This is a genomic window from Kitasatospora sp. NPDC058184, assembly GCF_042883725.1.
Classification (GTDB): Bacteria; Actinomycetota; Actinomycetes; order Streptomycetales; family Streptomycetaceae; genus Kitasatospora.
Window position 1 is genome coordinate 102,252 of the sequence record NZ_JBHVVE010000025.1, and the last position, 15,260, is coordinate 117,511.

Consider the following 15,260-nt stretch of genomic DNA (forward strand, 5'->3'; position numbering starts at 1 on the left):
CGGGGAGCGAAGATGACCACCGAAGTTCGCTCGCTCCGCGAGTTCAAGATGCCCGATGTGGGCGAGGGCCTCACCGAGGCCGAGATCCTCAGCTGGTACGTCAAGCCCGGTGACACCGTCACCGACGGGCAGGTCGTCTGCGAGGTGGAGACCGCCAAGGCGGCCGTGGAGCTGCCCATCCCGTTCAACGGGGTGGTCGAGACGCTGCACTTCCCCGAGGGCGCGACGGTCGACGTCGGCACCGTGATCATCTCGATCGCGGTCGCCGGGGAGGCGGGTGCCGCGGCTCCGGCCGCCCCCGCCGCGGCACCGGCCCAGGCGCCGGTTCCGGCTCCCGCCGAGGAGCCCGAGCCCGAGCGGCGCGAGGTGCTGGTCGGGTACGGCCCGCGCACCGGCGGCAGCCAGCGCCGGGCCCGGCGGACGACCACCACCAAGGTCGCCGCGACCAGGCCGGCTCCGGCCGCCGCCCCGGCCCCGGTCGCCGCACCGGCGCCCGCGGCCCCGGCCCCGGTCGCCGAAGTACCGTCCGGGGAGCGGCCGTTGGCCAAGCCGCCGGTGCGCAAGCTGGCCAAGGACCTCGGCGTCGACCTGCGCGCGGTCACCCCGACCGGCCGGGACGGCGTGATCACCCGCGAGGACGTACACGCCCACGCCGCCGCCCAGGCCGCTCCGGCGGCCCCGGTGGCGCCGGTGGCCGAGACCGCCGTGGCCGAGCCGGCCGCGCCGCAGGCGCCGGTGTCCGGCGCGGGCGACGTCCGGGTGCCGATCAAGGGCGTCCGCAAGGCGACCGCGCAGGCGATGGTGGCCTCGGCCTTCACCGCCCCGCACGTCACCGAGTTCGTGCAGGTCGACGTGACCCGCACGATGAAGTTCGTCCGCCGGCTCAAGGAGAGCGGCGAGCTGGGCCGGGACGTCCGGGTCAGCCCGCTGCTGATCGTCGCCAAGGCGCTGCTCACCGCGATCAAGCGGCACCCCGGGATCAACGCCCAGTGGGACGAGGCGGCCCAGGAGATCGTCCTCAAGGGCCAGGTGAACCTCGGCATCGCCGCGGCCACCCCGCGCGGCCTGATCGTCCCGAACATCAAGGACGCCGGCTCCAGGACCCTCTCGGGGCTGGCCACGTCGCTCGGCGAGCTGGTCGAGACCGCCCGTCAGGGCAAGACCTCGCCGGCCGACATGCAGGGCGGGACGATCACCATCACCAACGTCGGCGTCTTCGGCGTCGACACCGGCACCCCGATCCTCAACCCGGGCGAGGCCGCCATCCTGGCCTTCGGCGCGGTCCGGGAACTGCCGTGGGTGCACAAGGGCAAGGTGGTCCCGCGTCAGGTGACCACGCTCGCGCTCTCCTTCGACCACCGCCTGGTGGACGGGGAGTTGGGCTCCAAGGTGCTGGCCGACGTGGCCGCGCTGCTGGAGCGCCCGAAGCGCCTGATCACCTGGGGCTGACAGCCCGGTAGCACCGAAGAAGGGGCCCTCCTCCGCACCGCCGTGCGGAGGAGGGCCCCTTCGGTGTGACCGCCCGTTCGACTAGCGCTGGGGACGGAGCCGACGGACGGCGATCAGGACGCCCGCCCCGAGGGCCAGGAGGAGGGCGGAGGAGGCGGCGAGGAAGGTGTTGGTGGAGGAGGAGCCGGTCTGGGCGAGTTCGGGGGTGCCGGCGGGTGCGGTGGTGGCCGGGGCGGCGGAGGGGGTGGTCGGCTTCGGGGCCGGGGCGGCGGGGGCGGTGTCCTTGGTCTGCTCGGCGGCGGGCTTGGCCGGGGCCGGCTTGGTGTCCTTGGTGGGGGTGGGCTTGGGCTTGGCCGGGGTGGTCGGCTTGGTGCCGGGGGCGGTGGACCGTGCTACCTGGAAGGTGTGGTTGGCGTCGCCGGTGCCGTCGGCCGGGAACCCGGGGGCCTTGGCGATGGTGCCGACCCCGAGCTCGGTCAGGTCCTTGGGCGCCTTCGCGGAGAGCCCCACCCGGAACATGAAGTTCGCGGCCCGGCCGTCCTCCAGGCGCGGGGTGGTCGTCGCCGGGGACTCGACGGTGAACAGCGTCGAGTCGCCGTAGTGCCGCAGCTTGACCGGCTTCCAGCCTCCCGCGGAGGCGACCTCGACCGTCAGGTCCTCGATCCGCAGGCCGGTGCCGGAGTTCGGGTTGAACAGCGCGAGCACCGCGGAGACGTTCTGGTAGGGAGCGCCGGTGAAGTTGGTGACGGCGACGCCGATCTCGACCTTGGGGCCGCCCGCGATGATGGTCTGGCCGTCCGGGGTCATGTGGAACCCGGCCTTGTACGACCCGTGGTGGTCCGCGGTGGCCTGCCGAGCGGTCGCGGCGGGCGCGCCGGCGGCGGCGGTGCCGCCGTTCCCGGCGGCCCAGGCGGTGTCGGTGGTGAGGAGCTGGACGCCGCCGGCGAGGACGACGGTGGCGGCGAGGGTGGCGATGCGGCGGCGGCCGGAGAAGGCGCGGTCGTTCTTCGCGAAACGGGTGATAACGGACGTGCGCATGACGTGACTCCCCAAAGTCGTCGTGCTGGTGGTGTGTGGGTGAAGACGACCGGCCCCGCTGCTTCACGAGCGGAAGCGCCCCCCGGCTCCGCCGGTCTCGCTCTCCGTGCCTTCATCTGTATGGACGTGCATCCCCGCCGGGGGTTGCAGGTGGGTTCCGAGAATCTTCCGACCGTCGGCGCCGGGGTCCGCTCGGTGCCGACGACCGCAGGTCAGTGCTGGCGGCGGAGGCGGCGCACGGCGATCAGGGCGCCGGCCCCGAGGGCGAGGAGGAGGGCGGAGGAGGCGGCGAGGAAGGTGTTGGTGGAGGAGGAGCCGGTCTGGGCGAGTTCGGGGGTGCCGGCGGGGGCGGTGGTGGGGGTGGTCGGCTTCGGGGCCGGGGCCGGGGCGGTGTCCTTGGTCTGCTCGGCGGCGGGCTTGGCCGGGGCCGGCTTGGTGTCCTTGGTGGGCGCGGGCTTGGCCGGGGTGGTCGGCTTGGTGCCGGCGGTGTCCTGGGGGTGGGTCACCTTGACCGTCTTGAAGCCCGAGTCGCCCGGGCCCTGGGAGCCGGCCATCTCGGTCGAGGCCAGCAGGTCGATCGTGGTCACGCCGGCCGGGGTGCCGGCGGCCAGCGAGTAGCGGAACTTGAAGGTCGCCGAGCTGTTGGCGGCCATCCGCTGGCGCTGGGAGCCGGTGATGTCGACGACGCGGGAGCAGCCGTCGAGCAGCTGGAGGTTCTTCCAGGCGCCGGTGTAGTCCTCGTACTGGATCTTGACGTCCTTGAGGCGGGCCGCGGCGCCCGAGCCCGGGGTGTGGATGCCGAGGAAGGGCTCCATGCCGTGGGCGTCCTCGGCGGCCTTGTTGGTGACCTTGACGGAGACCTCGTTCCAGCTGCCGTCCGCCACCACGGAGGACTTGGCGGAGACGATGGCGGTGTCCGGGGACAGTCCGGGCACGTTGGCCGGAGCCTCGTACGCGCCGTTGAGCCGGTGGTCCCCGCAGGCCCAGGCGGTGTCGGTGGCGAGGAGCTGGACGCCGCCGGCGAGGACGACGGTGGCGGCGAGGGTGGCGATGCGGCGGCGGCCGGAGAAGGCGCGGTCGTTCTTCGCGAAACGGGTGATAACGGACGTGCGCATGACGTGACTCCCCAGGGTCATGGGTCTGACGGTGTGTGTGGGCGAAGACGACCGGCCCCGCTGCTTCACGAGCGGAAGCGCCCCCCGGCTCCGCCGGTCTCGCTCTCCGTGCCTTCATCCGTATAGACGCGCATCCCCGTCAGGGGTTGCAGGTGGGTTCCGAGAATTTTTCGGAGTTCTTCGGCGGGCCTCGGAGACCGTCCGAGTGATGGTTGGTATGACCGGAATGATCCGGAAAGTACGGATCGTTCGGCCAGGTCGGTGACTTTTTCGCGGCCGGATAGGGGAGTCCCGGCCGCCCGGGTACGTCTCCGCTCCACCACCCGGGCGACGCCGGGTGACCGGAACCCGGAGGACGCACCCGTATGCCGCCTGGCAACCCTGGCCGTCTCGTCCGGAGTCTGGCCGCACTCGTGCTGGTGTCCGCCGCCGCCCTCCCGGGCGCCCTGGAGCTGGTCGGCCCCTCGCCGTTCGGCGTGATCGGGCCGGGGGCCGCCGCCGACCGCGCGGTGCCGCCGCACGCGGCCCTCCAGGCCGACCAGCGGATACCCGCGGCCGCCCCCACCGTCGACATACGCCGCACCGGGGACCCGGCCAACCGGATCACCCTGGTGCTGCTCGGCGACGGCTACACGGCCGGCGAGCAGGAGCTCTTCCGGCAGCAGGCCGACAAGGCCTGGCACGCGCTGATGGACATCGAGCCCTTCCGCACCTACCAGGGCTTCTTCAACATCAGACGGGTCGAGGTGGTCTCCCCGGTCTCCGGGATAGCCGAGTCCGAGAGCCGCGGCCGCAAGACCGCCACCCCGCTCGGCATGCACTTCTGGTGCGAGGGCACCGCCCGGCTGCTCTGCGCCGACGAGGCCGCCACCGCCCGGTACGCGGGGGGCGGCGCCGGGCCGCAGTACCTGATAGCCCTGGCCAACTCCACCGAGTACGGCGGCGCCGGCGGCACCGGGGTGACCACCCTGGCGGGCGGCAGCCCGGACGCCGGACGGATCATCCAGCACGAGATCGGGCACACCGTGGGGGACCTCGGCGACGAGTACGACAGCGCCCCGGAGGACGCCGACTACCCGAACCTCGCCACCCTCAACGCCGACGACATGCGCAGGAAGCAGACCAAGTGGTGGCGCTGGCTGGGCGCCGAGTCCCCGGACGGGGCCGGGGTGGTCGGGGCGTACCGCAGTGCCAACGGCCTCTACCGGCCCACCCCGGACTCGGTGATGCGCACCCTCGGCAGCGCGTACAACCTGCCCTCGCGCGAGGCGATCATCGAGGAGCTGTACCGCAGGGTCCGGCCGACCGACGCCCCGGTGCCGGCCCCCGGCGAGGTGTCCGGGCGGCCCCGGCTCGACGTCCGGCCGCTGCCGCTGACCGGCCCGCGGCAGCTGAAGGTGGAGTGGAAGGTGAACGGCGTCCCCGTGACGCCGCAGTCCCCCGACGGCTCCTGGCTGGACACCGCCCCGCTGGAGCTGGCCCCGGGCCGGCCGGCCACCGTGACGGCGACCGTCAAGGACACCACCGACTGGGTGCGGGACGAGGCCTTCCGGGAGCGCCACATGACCCGCTCGGTGTCCTGGACGCTGACCGGCTGAGGCGCGGTGCGCGCCCCGGATCTGGGCGTCCAATCATGGGATGACTAATCTGGTCGGACTATGACCGTGGAGCCCGCCCGTCCAGCCCCGTCCCCGTCCGTCCCCGCTCCCCGACCCGCCGCCGGGCCCCCGGCCGGCCCCGCGCCGGCGTCAGCGCCGGTGCCCGGACCCGTATTCGAGCCGCCCGGCGGCCGCGCGGCCTGGCTGGCCTGGTCCGTCGGCGTCAGCGTCTACATCCTGGCCGTCATCCACCGCACCAGCCTCGGCGTGGCCGGACTGGACGCCGCCGACCGCTTCGGCATCGGCGCCTCGGCGCTCTCCACCTTCTCGATCCTCCAGGTGCTGGTCTACGCGGCCATGCAGATACCGGTCGGCCTGCTGGTCGACCGGTTCGGGCCGCGCCGGGTGCTGCTGCTGGGCGTCCTGCTGCTGAGCGCCGGTCAGCTGGCCTTCGCGTTCAGCTCCTCCTTCGGCCCCGCGCTGGCCTCCCGCGCGGTGCTCGGCTGCGGCGACGCGATGACCTTCATCAGCGTGCTGCGGATCGCCGCCCGGTGGTTCCCGGCGGCCCGGAACCCGTTCGTCGCCCAGCTGACCGGCCTGGCCGGGATGGGCGGCAACCTGGTCACCACCGTGGTGCTCGCCCAGGCGCTGCACAGCGAGGGCTGGACGCCCACCTTCACCGCGATCGCGCTGCTGGGCGTGGCGGTGTTCGCGCTGGTCGCGCTCTTCCTCAAGGACACGCCCCCGCAGGAGGCCGCCGCCGCCCGGCCCGGGGAGGCCGGGAGGGGCGGGGCGCCCGGGGCGCGGCCGAAGGTCGGCCAGCAGGTCCTCGCCTGCTGGCGGGAGCCGGGCACCCGGCTCGGGCTCTGGATCCACTTCACCACCCAGTTCCCCGGCAACGCCTTCGGCCTGCTCTGGGGCCTGCCCTACCTGGTGCAGGCGCAGGGCATGTCCCGGGCGGGGGCCGGCGGGCTGCTGACCCTGCTGGTGCTCAGCAACATGAGCTTCGGCTTCCTCTTCGGCCGGCTGCTCTCCGCCTCGGCGCGGGCCCGGATGCCGATCGTGCTGACCGTCGTCGTGACCACCGCGCTCGGCTGGGCACTGGTGCTGGCCTGGCCCGGCGGCCACCCGCCGACCTGGCTGTTGGTCGGGATCATCCTAGTGATGGGCAGCAACGGCCCGGCCTCGCTGGTCGGCCTCGACTACGCGCGCGCCCGCAACCCCGCGGAGCGGCTCGGCACCGCCTCCGGGATCGTCAACATGGGCGGCTTCATCGGCACGATGATCACCCTCTTCGGCATCGGCGTGCTGCTGGACGCGCTCTCCCCGGACGGGGCCGGCGGGTACTCGGCCGACGCCTTCCGCTGGGCGTTCTGCTGGCAGTACGTCCCGCTGGCGGTGGGCACGGCGATGGTCCTGCGGCTGCGCCGGAAGGTCGCGGCGCAGGCGGGCTGAGCCCGGGGCCGTCCGGCCCCGGGCCCCGGGCGGCCCGCCTCAGATGGTGACCGAGAAGTTGGCCAGCACCCGCTCGGCCAGCTCCTGGTCGCCCTCGACGGAGACCGGGCCGGGCCGGCCGCGGCCGCAGGCGAGCCGCAGGTAGGTCTCCCAGTCCATGGTGAGCTGGACGTCGGGCGCCAGGCTGATCGACTCGTCCACGGTGCAGTGGCCGGTGGCGTCCACCCGGACGGTGCGCAGGAACTCCACCGGGCCGGTGACGTCCAGCACCAGCGCCGTTCCGGCCGGGGCCCCGGCCTTGGTGGCGACGGCCTTGGGCAGCAGCTCCAGCAGCACGTCCCGGGTGATCAGCGCGGCCGGGGCGTCCAGGTTGCCCGGGGCCTCCAGGGCCCGGCGCAGGTCCTGCTCGTGCACCCAGACGTCGAAGGCCCGCCTCCGCAGCAGCTCGTGGTACGGGACGTCCCTGGCCAGCGGCCCGGCCGGCCAGCGCACCGGCTCCTCGGGCGTCTGCTTGGCGTTCCGCAGCGCCCGGGAGCGCCGGATGATCGTGTACTCCAGCTCGCTGGTCATCTCCAGCGCGGTGTGGCAGCGGCGCTTGTCGACCGGGAGTTCGACGTAGCGGGCGAACTCGGAGGTCACGTGACGGAGGTCACGCGGCAGCGAGTGGATCGGGCGGGGGTCGCCGAGCAGGTCGGACTCGACCGCGATCACGTGCGAGACGACGTCCCGGACGGACCAGCCCGGACACTCGGTGGCCCGGTTCCAGGAGCCCTCGGGAAGGGGGGCGACCAGCTCCGATATGGACTCGATGGTCTGGGTCCACGCCTCGGTGTAAGCCTGCACGGTCTGGTTGTCCGTCACGGGAATCTCCGGCCCTCCGTCAGCTTCCTTGCCGCCTGTGCCCCGCCGTCACGGCCGACCGGGATGGTCCGGCTTTCCCGGCGCACACGCTAACCGCACGTTACGCTGCCGGGAGACAGCTGGGCAGCGCTTTCGGGTGACGATCGTAGGTCTCTTGCCGTGGACGGTGGTACTGTGCGCGCTTCATTGATCCAACTCGCGGTCTCCGACGCGGAGCCGCCCGCCGAGCGGAGGGCTCGGGCGGCCGCCCTGGTGCGGGCGCAACAGGGCGCCGACCTGGTGGTCCTCCCGGAGCTGTGGCCGCTCGGCGGCTTCGCCTACGACCTCTGGTCGGACGGCGCGGAGACGCTGGACGGGCCCACCTCGGACGTGATGTCGGCCGCCGCCCGGGCCGCCGGGGTCTGGCTGCACGCCGGTTCGATCGTCGAACGCGATCCGGACGGTCCGATCTACAACACCTCGCTGCTGTTCTCCCCGGACGGCGAGCTGGTGCACACGTACCGCAAGATCCACCGCTTCGGCTTCGACAGCGGCGAGGCGGTGGTGATGGGCGCCGGGCAGGAGATCGTCACCGCGCCCACCGACTTCGCCACGCTGGGCCTGGCCACCTGCTACGACCTGCGCTTCCCGGAGCTGTTCCGGGCGCTGCTGGACGCCGGCGCGCAGCTGCTGGTGGTCCCGGCGGCCTGGCCGGCCCGGCGGCGCGAGCACTGGACGCTGCTGGCCCGGGCCCGGGCGGTGGAGGAGCAGGCCTTCGTGCTGGCCTGCAACACTGCCGGGACGCACGCCGGGGTCGAGCAGGCGGGGCACAGCATCGTGGTGGACCCGTGGGGCCGGGTGCTGGCCGAGGCGGGGGCGGACGAGGAGGTCCTGGTGGTCGAGTTCGACCCGGCCGAGGTGGCCAAGGCGCGCGAGGAGTTCCCGGTGCTGCGGGACCGCCTGCTGGGGATCCCGGCGCCGGTCCAGCGCTGAGCCGGAGCGGCGCCCGGAGCGGGGGCCGGCACGGCGGCGGGAGCGGGGGACGGGGCGCGGTCGGGACGGCGCCGGGGCGCCGCGGACGGCGTTCCGGAGGGTTGGTTCGTACCTGGGTCGATCGGGTTTGAGAAGATGAGCACTCGTCGTGTTCCCCGCCGGCCCGTACGAGGGCCTGCCCGGTCGGCCCGCCCGAGGAGGTCGCGCCCATGCCTGACAACGGCGCAGGCGACACCCCCCGTCCCGTCATCCACCGCAACAGCCTGCGCGAGCAGATCGCCGGCGCGCTGCGCGAGGAGATGATGGCCGGCCGACTCGCGGCCGGCCGCAACTTCACCGTCAAGGAGATCGCCGAGCTGTACGGCGTCTCCGCGACCCCGGCCCGCGAGGCCCTGGTCGACCTCGGCGCGCAGGGCCTGCTGCGGGCCGAGCACCACCGCGGCTTCACCGTGCCCGAGCTCGGCTGGGACGACTTCCTGGAGATCTTCGAGTCCCGGGTCCTGATCACCGACAGCTTCCACCGCCAGTACACCGCCCGCCGGGCGCTGCCCGACCTCAGCCGGCTGTCCTCGCTGCACCGCCGGGCCGACGCGGCGGTGCGGGCCGCCCGGGCCGGGAACCTGGACGTGATGGTGGGCTGCGACCGCCGGTTCTGGCAGGAGGTCGGCGCGCTGCTCGGCAACCGCCGGATCGCCGACTACCTGGACTGGCTGCGGGTGCAGTCCTGGATGTTCGCCGCCCGCTACCTGCGGGAGCTGCCCGCGCTGGGCGGGGTCTGCTGGGAGCGCCACCCGGACCTGGTCGAGGCGATCGAGGCCCGCGACCCGCTCGCCGCGCACCGGATCATCTGCGAGTACAACCTGTACACCGTCCGGCTGCTGGCCGGGCTGGCCGGACAGCCGCTGGAGTCGGTGACGGTCCTCGGGCTGCTCACCGAGTTCGCCGGGGAGGAGCCGCCGGCGGTGCCGGTCGAGCCGCCGCCCGCGCCGCCGGCCCCGCCGGAGCCGGCCGCCGAGTCCGCCGCCGGGCCCGGTGCGGCCCGCGCCGAGCGGAGCCGCCGCAGCGACGAGGTCGGCCGGGAGCTCGGCCGTGAACTGGGCCTGGGCCTCGGCCTGGTGCCGCAGCCGCGCGCGACGCCGTACGGCCGGTTCGGCCGGCGGCTGCCGGAGCTGCCCCCGGAGGCCCCGCGGGGGCGGTCCGACCCGCACGCCGCGCCGGGCCGGTAGGGTGGGCGGGCGTCGGACCGGGCGCCCCGCCAACGGGCCGTCCGGGTACCGACCCAAGCCCCCGTCGTCGCCCCGTCTCCGCGGGCGATCCCCGCCTCCGGAGAGGAACTGCCGGCCATGGCCTGCGACCTCTGGCTCGTCCCGCTGGTGGACGTGCTGAGCCACAGTCCCGACAACCCCTTCCGGGACGACCTCGCGCTCTACAACGCGGTGCTGGCCTCGCGCGGGCTGCCCGAGGTGCCGGTCTACCAGTTCGTCCCGGGCATCAGCGGTGCGGTCGAGCCGATAGCCGCCTTCGACTACGACTCGCTGCACTTCCTGCGCCGCGCCTACCTGTTGGGCCTCACCGGACTGGACATCACCCCGGTCGACACGCTCGGTGGCGACTACGAGCAGCTGCTGGAGATGTTCGAGAGCGGCGCCGAACAGTCGCACCTGGTCTGGCACTTCGACCACGCCGGCGCGTACGTGCCGGTCGAGTTCGCGGTGCCGCTGGTGGACGAGACGCTGCTCGCCTCCGGTGGTCCGCTCGGCTCCAGCCACGGGCTGCTGCGCGAACTCCAGGCCGTCGCACCGGCGCTGGGCATCGACCCGCTCAATCCGCCGGACCCGACCCGGCCGCTCGGCCCGACCGGCCTGGAGCAGCCGTTCGGGCCGCCGATCGACGACGTCCACCCCTTCGCCCGGGAGCGGCACGCCTGGTCGGGCCTGTACGCGGCGGCGACCAGGAGCGTCGCCCAGGGCTCGATGATCGTCTTCGCCTGAGCCCTGAGCCCTGAGCCCTGAGCCCTGAGCCCTGAGCCCTGAGCCCTGAGCCCTGAGCCCTGAGCCCTGAGCCCTGAGCCCTGAGCCCCGAGTCGCGATCCGGCTCCCGGCCCCGACCGCTAGCGCAGCGGCCCCTCCGGCGGCCGCTGACGCGGCATGGTGGGCCGGGTGCCCGGCGGCGGCAGCACCCGCACCTGGGCGCCCACCCCGGGCTCGCTGCGCCCGCCCCAGGCCCCGCCGGACTGGGTGGGCAGCTGGGTCATCGAGGCGCGGAACTCCAGCATCCACTCCGAGGTCTCGGAGCGGACCATGTCGGAGACGTCCTCGCAGAACCGGCGCAGCACGCCCAGGCAGCGCTCGGCGGCCTCGCCCGCGGTGCCCTCGGTCGGGCCGAGCACCTCGCGCACGCACTCCGACGCCCAGTCGAACTGGAAGGCCTCCAGGCGGCGTTGCAGCGCCTGTCCGGTGGAGACGTCCCGCATCCAGCCGGAGGTGAGGCCGAAGACCCGGTCGGCGGCCAGGCAGCCGGCGGAGAGCGCGAAGCCGACGTAGCCCCAGCCGGTGCCGTTCGCGAAGGCGCCGGCCAGGTCGACCAGCGGGGCGGTCACCCCGCCCACCGCGAAGCCGGCCGCGCCGAACCGCAGCAGGCGCGCCCAGCGGCGCTTCCAGATCCGGTCCCGGCGGTACCACTCGATGGCCTCGACCGCCCGCTCCTCGGACCAGCGGTAGAGCTCCTCCAGCCGTTCGGCGGGCTCGCCCCAGTCCCCGAGCGGGAACTGTCGGGTGCTCAGATCGTCCCGGCGTCGGGTGGAGGCCCGTCGGACGACGGCGGCGGCGGGCGGGTCCTCCTCGCCGATCTCCTTGCCCCAGGCACTCTCCTCGGGCTGCATTTCCGGCTGGCTCACCTGTGGGGCTCCCTGTGGCGGGCGGACTGCTGGGTCTGTCGGCGCAACGGCTGACGTGGTGTCCGCCGGTGGTTCTCCAACAGCACTTCTTACCGCCAAATGGCTGACCGTGGGGGCGCTTCTCCGCTGATCGTTACCGGTTTCGGCCAACGGAACCCGAGGTGGGCGGGTTGCGGGGGTCGGCGAGATTTCACCCGTCCGAGCGAGGGTCCGGTGACCCGCCGTCGTGACCCGGGCACCCGTCGCCGAATCGGCCCGGTCGGGCTTGGACGATCCTCCAGTGTGCTCGGCGTACGGAGCGTTCCACCTGGAGGATCCGACGGGACCGGAGAGCGGCCGGAACAGGCCACCGACTACGCTGCCAGGCGTGAAGGTCCTCGTCATCGGCGGCGGCGCCCGCGAACACGCCCTGTGCCGCTCTCTGTCCCAAGATCCCGCTGTGTCCGAACTGCACTGTGCCCCGGGCAACGCCGGGATCGCGCAGGTCGCGACGGTCCACCCGGTCGACCAGCTGGACGGTGCGCAGGTCGCCGCGCTGGCCGGCCGGCTCGGCGCCGCCCTGGTGGTGGTCGGGCCGGAGGCCCCGCTGGTGGCCGGCGTCGCGGACGCCGTGCGCGCGGCCGGCGTCCCGGTGTTCGGCCCGTCCGCGGCGGCCGCCCGACTGGAGGGCTCGAAGGCCTTCGCCAAGGACGTGATGGCCGCGGCCGGCGTGCCCACCGCCCGCTCCTACGTCTGCACCACCGCCGCAGAGGCGGCCGAGGCGCTGGACGCCTTCGGCGCCCCGTACGTGGTGAAGGACGACGGCCTGGCCGCCGGCAAGGGCGTCGTGGTCACCTCCGACCGCGCGGAGGCGCTGGCGCACGCCGCCGCCTGCGAGCGCGTGGTCATCGAGGAGTACCTGGACGGCCCCGAGGTCTCGCTGTTCGCGATCACCGACGGCACCACCGTCGTCCCGCTCCAGCCCGCCCAGGACTTCAAGCGCGCGCTGGACGGCGACGAGGGCCCCAACACCGGCGGCATGGGCGCCTACTCGCCGCTGCCGTGGGCGCCCGCCGGGCTGGTCGAGGAGGTCCTGGAGACCGTCCTCCAGCCGACCGTGGACGAGCTGCGCCGCCGCGGCACCGAGTTCTCCGGCCTGCTGTACGCGGGCCTGGCGCTCACCTCGCGCGGTACCCGGGTGATCGAGTTCAACGCCCGCTTCGGCGACCCGGAGACCCAGGTCGTGCTGGCCCGGCTGCGCACCCCGCTGGCGGGCGTGCTGCTGGCCTCCGCCAACGGCACCCTGGACCAGCTGGAGCCGCTGCGCTGGGACGAGGGCGCGGCCGTCACCGTGGTCGTCGCCTCCGAGGGCTACCCGGCCGCCCCGCGCACCGGCGACCCGATCGACGGCCTGGCCGAGGCCGAGGCGGACGGCACCGCGTTCGTGCTGCACGCCGGGACGACGGCGGGCGAGGACGGCCAGGTGCTGAGCGCCGGCGGCCGCGTGCTGTCGGTCACCGCGACCGGCGCCGACCTGGCCGAGGCGCGCGAGCGCGCGTACGCCGCGGTGGACCGGATCTCCCTCAAGGGCGGCCAGCACCGCACCGACATCGCGCTGAAGGCGGCCACCGCCTGAGGCCACCCGTGCCCGTGCCGACCGCGGCCCCCGTGCGAACCGTTCGCACGGGGGCCGCGGCGTGTGACGGCCCCGCTCGGGCCCGTGGCGGGGGACCGCCGGTAGGGGCGAGCGAAGCTCGAACAACCGAGCTGGCCGGTCAACCCCCATGGGCGCAGTGCCCCGGGCGTTTCGGGGCTGGAGGGGCCACCGGGGCGGACTCACCGTTCGGCCGACGGATTCCAGCCCATCGGGTGACAGCACCCGCATCCGGCTGACGCAACCGGCTGCGCGGCCTTATGGTGCGCTGGATCGCGGTGCGCGGGGCCCGTGCGCCGGGGTCGCCGCCGGGTAGCGGTGCTCCCACGGGGGGATGCTGGACGGCGTCCGGCCGGGCGGTCGTCGGGTGCTTCGCACCGGACCGGCCGCCGGCGTCCGGAATCCGGGCAGTGTCACCGGGACGAGTGGAAACCGGGGTGATCCGGAACGCCCACCCGGACCGGGGCGTCGAAAATGTCAGTAGCGCCACGCAGCATGCACTACCGGGGATCGGACGCCTCCGCTTCCCGGTCGGAACTGATCATTTCGAGTCGGCTCAGGGCCCGAAGCCGGGCGCCCGAGGGCTCCGAAGGGGGTGCCGCACCGTATGGCAGCAGTCGACATCGCGCGCGCTCACGCCCAGGCGGTCCTGCGGGTCCGAGGCCTCGCCCGGGCCGCCGCCGCCCTGCCCACCGCCGTCGCGGTGGTCCTGCTCGCGGGCCGGTTCACCGGCCGGATCGGCGCGCCCGGGGCCGCCGACGCGGCCGGCTGGGACGCCGCCCGCTGGGCGGTCTGCGCGGTCGCCGCGCTGACCCTGCTGGTGGCCGGGCTGACCGCCCGGGCCCTGCGCCGGGCCGTCCCGCCGTCCACCCCGGCCGTCCCGCTGGACCGCGCCGAGGCACCCGAGCTGTACCGGCTGATCGACGAACTGGCGGACCGGCTGGACGTGCCCGCGCCCTCCGCCGTCGCCCTCACCCCGGACTGCGACAGCTGGCTGGAGGACGTCCCGCCCGCCGGGCCGACGGCCACGCCGCCGCAGCCGGACCCGGCCGAGCCCGCCCCCGTCCTGGTGATCGGCTCGCCCTTCCTCTGGTGGATGCGGGCCGGCGAGCTGCGGGCCCTGCTCGCCCCCGTGGTGGCCGGCACCGCCGCCTCCGCCGACCCGGAGATCGCCGCCGCCCGGCGCTTCCTGCGCCGCCTGGACGCCTGCCTGGACTCCGGCGGCGGCACGGCCCCCGGCCTCGGCGGCGGCATCCTGGCCGCCCCGCCCCGGCCGCCCCGGCGCGGTCCGGCCGCACTCGCCGACCGGGTCGTCCGCCGGGTCGTCCGCCGGCTGCTCGGCGCCTGCCGGGGCCACTCCGCCGAGCTGGAGCGCTCGGTCGCGGGCTGGGCCTCCGAGCAGGCCAGGGCGGTCGACTACGGCCTGCGGATCGCCGCCCAGGAGCAGGTCGGCCTGGCCTACGCGGGCTGGGACCGGCTGCTCACCCGGGTCGCGCTGCCCGCCTGGCGGCTCGGCCGCCACCCGGCCCACCTCAACGCCGGCGTGGTCTCCGCGCTCACCGAGCTGTCCCGGCGCGACCGGCTGGCCGACGGCTACGGCAGCCGGCTCGGCGACCGCCCCGCCTGCGACCTGCTGGAGGAGCCCGGCACCGTCGACCGGGCGGTCTCCCGGCTCGCCGCCGACCTGTTCTTCGGCCGCCCGGCGGCCGGCGGCTGGCACGAGCTGGAGTGGGCCGACTACCCGGCCGAGGTGGTGGACGCCGGCTGGCGGGCGGGCGCCGCCGCCCTGCAGACCGCCCTGGACCGGCTCGCCCCGCAGTCCCGCCCGGGCGCTCCGACCCTCACCCGGCTGCTGGGCCGGCTCGCCGAGGGCGACGGCGAGCTGCTGGCCGCCGCGCTCGCCGCCCAGCTGGCCCGCACCACCGCCCCGGCCCCGCTGCTCGAACCGGACCGCAGCGGCCGCGACCTGCTGGTCGACCACGTCACCGCGATGGTCTGCTGCGCCGCCGTGGACACCGCCGGCGGCGCCCCCGGCCTGGACTGGCTGGACGGCCCGGTGCTGCTGCTCGGCGGGGTGCGCCGCACCGACCTGGCCGGCCCGGTCGCCCAGGCCGTCGAACAGGGCCAGGACGGCCCGCTGCGCGCCTGGCTGGACGCGGCCGACGTCCGTCTCGAGAAACCCGTCCGCCTCTGACGTCCCAGGCGTTCCAGGAGGGCGCTCGGTGCCCCGGTGCGCGCCCCCA

The 15,260-nt window shown here is 75.0% G+C and carries 12 protein-coding genes; 8 read left to right on the forward strand and 4 right to left on the reverse strand.

Features of this window, described 5'->3' with window-relative positions:
- The first annotated feature begins 12 nt into the window (after positions 1–12).
- On the forward strand, positions 13–1,449 hold the full coding sequence (locus ACFVXH_RS34215; RefSeq protein ID WP_387829748.1) for a dihydrolipoamide acetyltransferase family protein: 1,437 nt from the start codon (positions 13–15) through the stop codon (positions 1,447–1,449).
- Positions 1,450–1,530: 81 nt separating this feature from the next.
- Here ACFVXH_RS34215 and ACFVXH_RS34220 read toward each other — a convergent pair whose 3' ends face one another.
- The gene (locus ACFVXH_RS34220) at positions 1,531–2,487 is read right to left on the reverse strand and encodes an LAETG motif-containing sortase-dependent surface protein (RefSeq protein ID WP_387829750.1); all 957 of its coding nucleotides are present in this window, start codon (positions 2,485–2,487) and stop codon (positions 1,531–1,533) included.
- Positions 2,488–2,699: 212 nt separating this feature from the next.
- Positions 2,700–3,602: an LAETG motif-containing sortase-dependent surface protein gene (locus tag ACFVXH_RS34225; protein WP_387829752.1), complete on the reverse strand. Its 903-nt coding sequence runs from the start codon at positions 3,600–3,602 to the stop codon at positions 2,700–2,702.
- Between the two features lie 365 nt (positions 3,603–3,967).
- Here ACFVXH_RS34225 and ACFVXH_RS34230 point away from each other — a divergent pair, with 365 nt between their 5' ends.
- Positions 3,968–5,200, forward strand: coding sequence for a M64 family metallopeptidase (locus ACFVXH_RS34230; protein WP_387829754.1), 1,233 nt, complete (start codon positions 3,968–3,970; stop codon positions 5,198–5,200).
- 60 nt (positions 5,201–5,260) lie between these two features.
- Positions 5,261–6,655 (forward strand): nitrate/nitrite transporter, encoded by a 1,395-nt coding sequence (locus tag ACFVXH_RS34235; protein ID WP_387829756.1) that lies wholly within the window; start codon positions 5,261–5,263, stop codon positions 6,653–6,655.
- A gap of 39 nt (positions 6,656–6,694) precedes the next feature.
- Here ACFVXH_RS34235 and ACFVXH_RS34240 read toward each other — a convergent pair whose 3' ends face one another.
- Entirely contained in the window at positions 6,695–7,516 is an 822-nt protein-coding gene (locus ACFVXH_RS34240; RefSeq protein ID WP_049656343.1) for a maleylpyruvate isomerase family mycothiol-dependent enzyme, read from the reverse strand.
- A gap of 174 nt (positions 7,517–7,690) precedes the next feature.
- On the opposite strand from ACFVXH_RS34240, the gene ACFVXH_RS34245 reads away from it, so the two are divergent.
- The 3 genes from ACFVXH_RS34245 (at position 7,691) to ACFVXH_RS34255 (ending at position 10,479) form a co-directional block, all read left to right on the forward strand.
- Positions 7,691–8,488, forward strand: coding sequence for a carbon-nitrogen family hydrolase (locus tag ACFVXH_RS34245; protein WP_387829757.1), 798 nt, complete (start codon positions 7,691–7,693; stop codon positions 8,486–8,488).
- A 209-nt stretch (positions 8,489–8,697) separates the two neighbouring features.
- Complete coding sequence (locus ACFVXH_RS34250) at positions 8,698–9,714, forward strand: GntR family transcriptional regulator (protein WP_387829759.1); 1,017 nt, start codon at positions 8,698–8,700, stop codon at positions 9,712–9,714.
- Positions 9,715–9,831: 117 nt separating this feature from the next.
- Positions 9,832–10,479 (forward strand): hypothetical protein, encoded by a 648-nt coding sequence (locus ACFVXH_RS34255; RefSeq protein WP_049659440.1) that lies wholly within the window; start codon positions 9,832–9,834, stop codon positions 10,477–10,479.
- Between the two features lie 119 nt (positions 10,480–10,598).
- Here the strand turns inward: ACFVXH_RS34255 and ACFVXH_RS34260 are convergent, their stop codons facing one another.
- On the reverse strand, positions 10,599–11,384 hold the full coding sequence (locus tag ACFVXH_RS34260; protein ID WP_082346216.1) for an SLATT domain-containing protein: 786 nt from the start codon (positions 11,382–11,384) through the stop codon (positions 10,599–10,601).
- Between the two features lie 367 nt (positions 11,385–11,751).
- Between ACFVXH_RS34260 and purD the strand changes: the two genes are divergently transcribed.
- On the forward strand, positions 11,752–12,999 hold the full coding sequence (gene purD / locus ACFVXH_RS34265; protein ID WP_049659445.1) for a phosphoribosylamine--glycine ligase: 1,248 nt from the start codon (positions 11,752–11,754) through the stop codon (positions 12,997–12,999).
- Positions 13,000–13,624: 625 nt separating this feature from the next.
- Positions 13,625–15,211, forward strand: a complete 1,587-nt coding sequence (locus ACFVXH_RS34270) for a hypothetical protein (protein WP_387829762.1) — start codon at positions 13,625–13,627, stop codon at positions 15,209–15,211.
- Positions 15,212–15,260 lie beyond the last annotated feature (49 nt).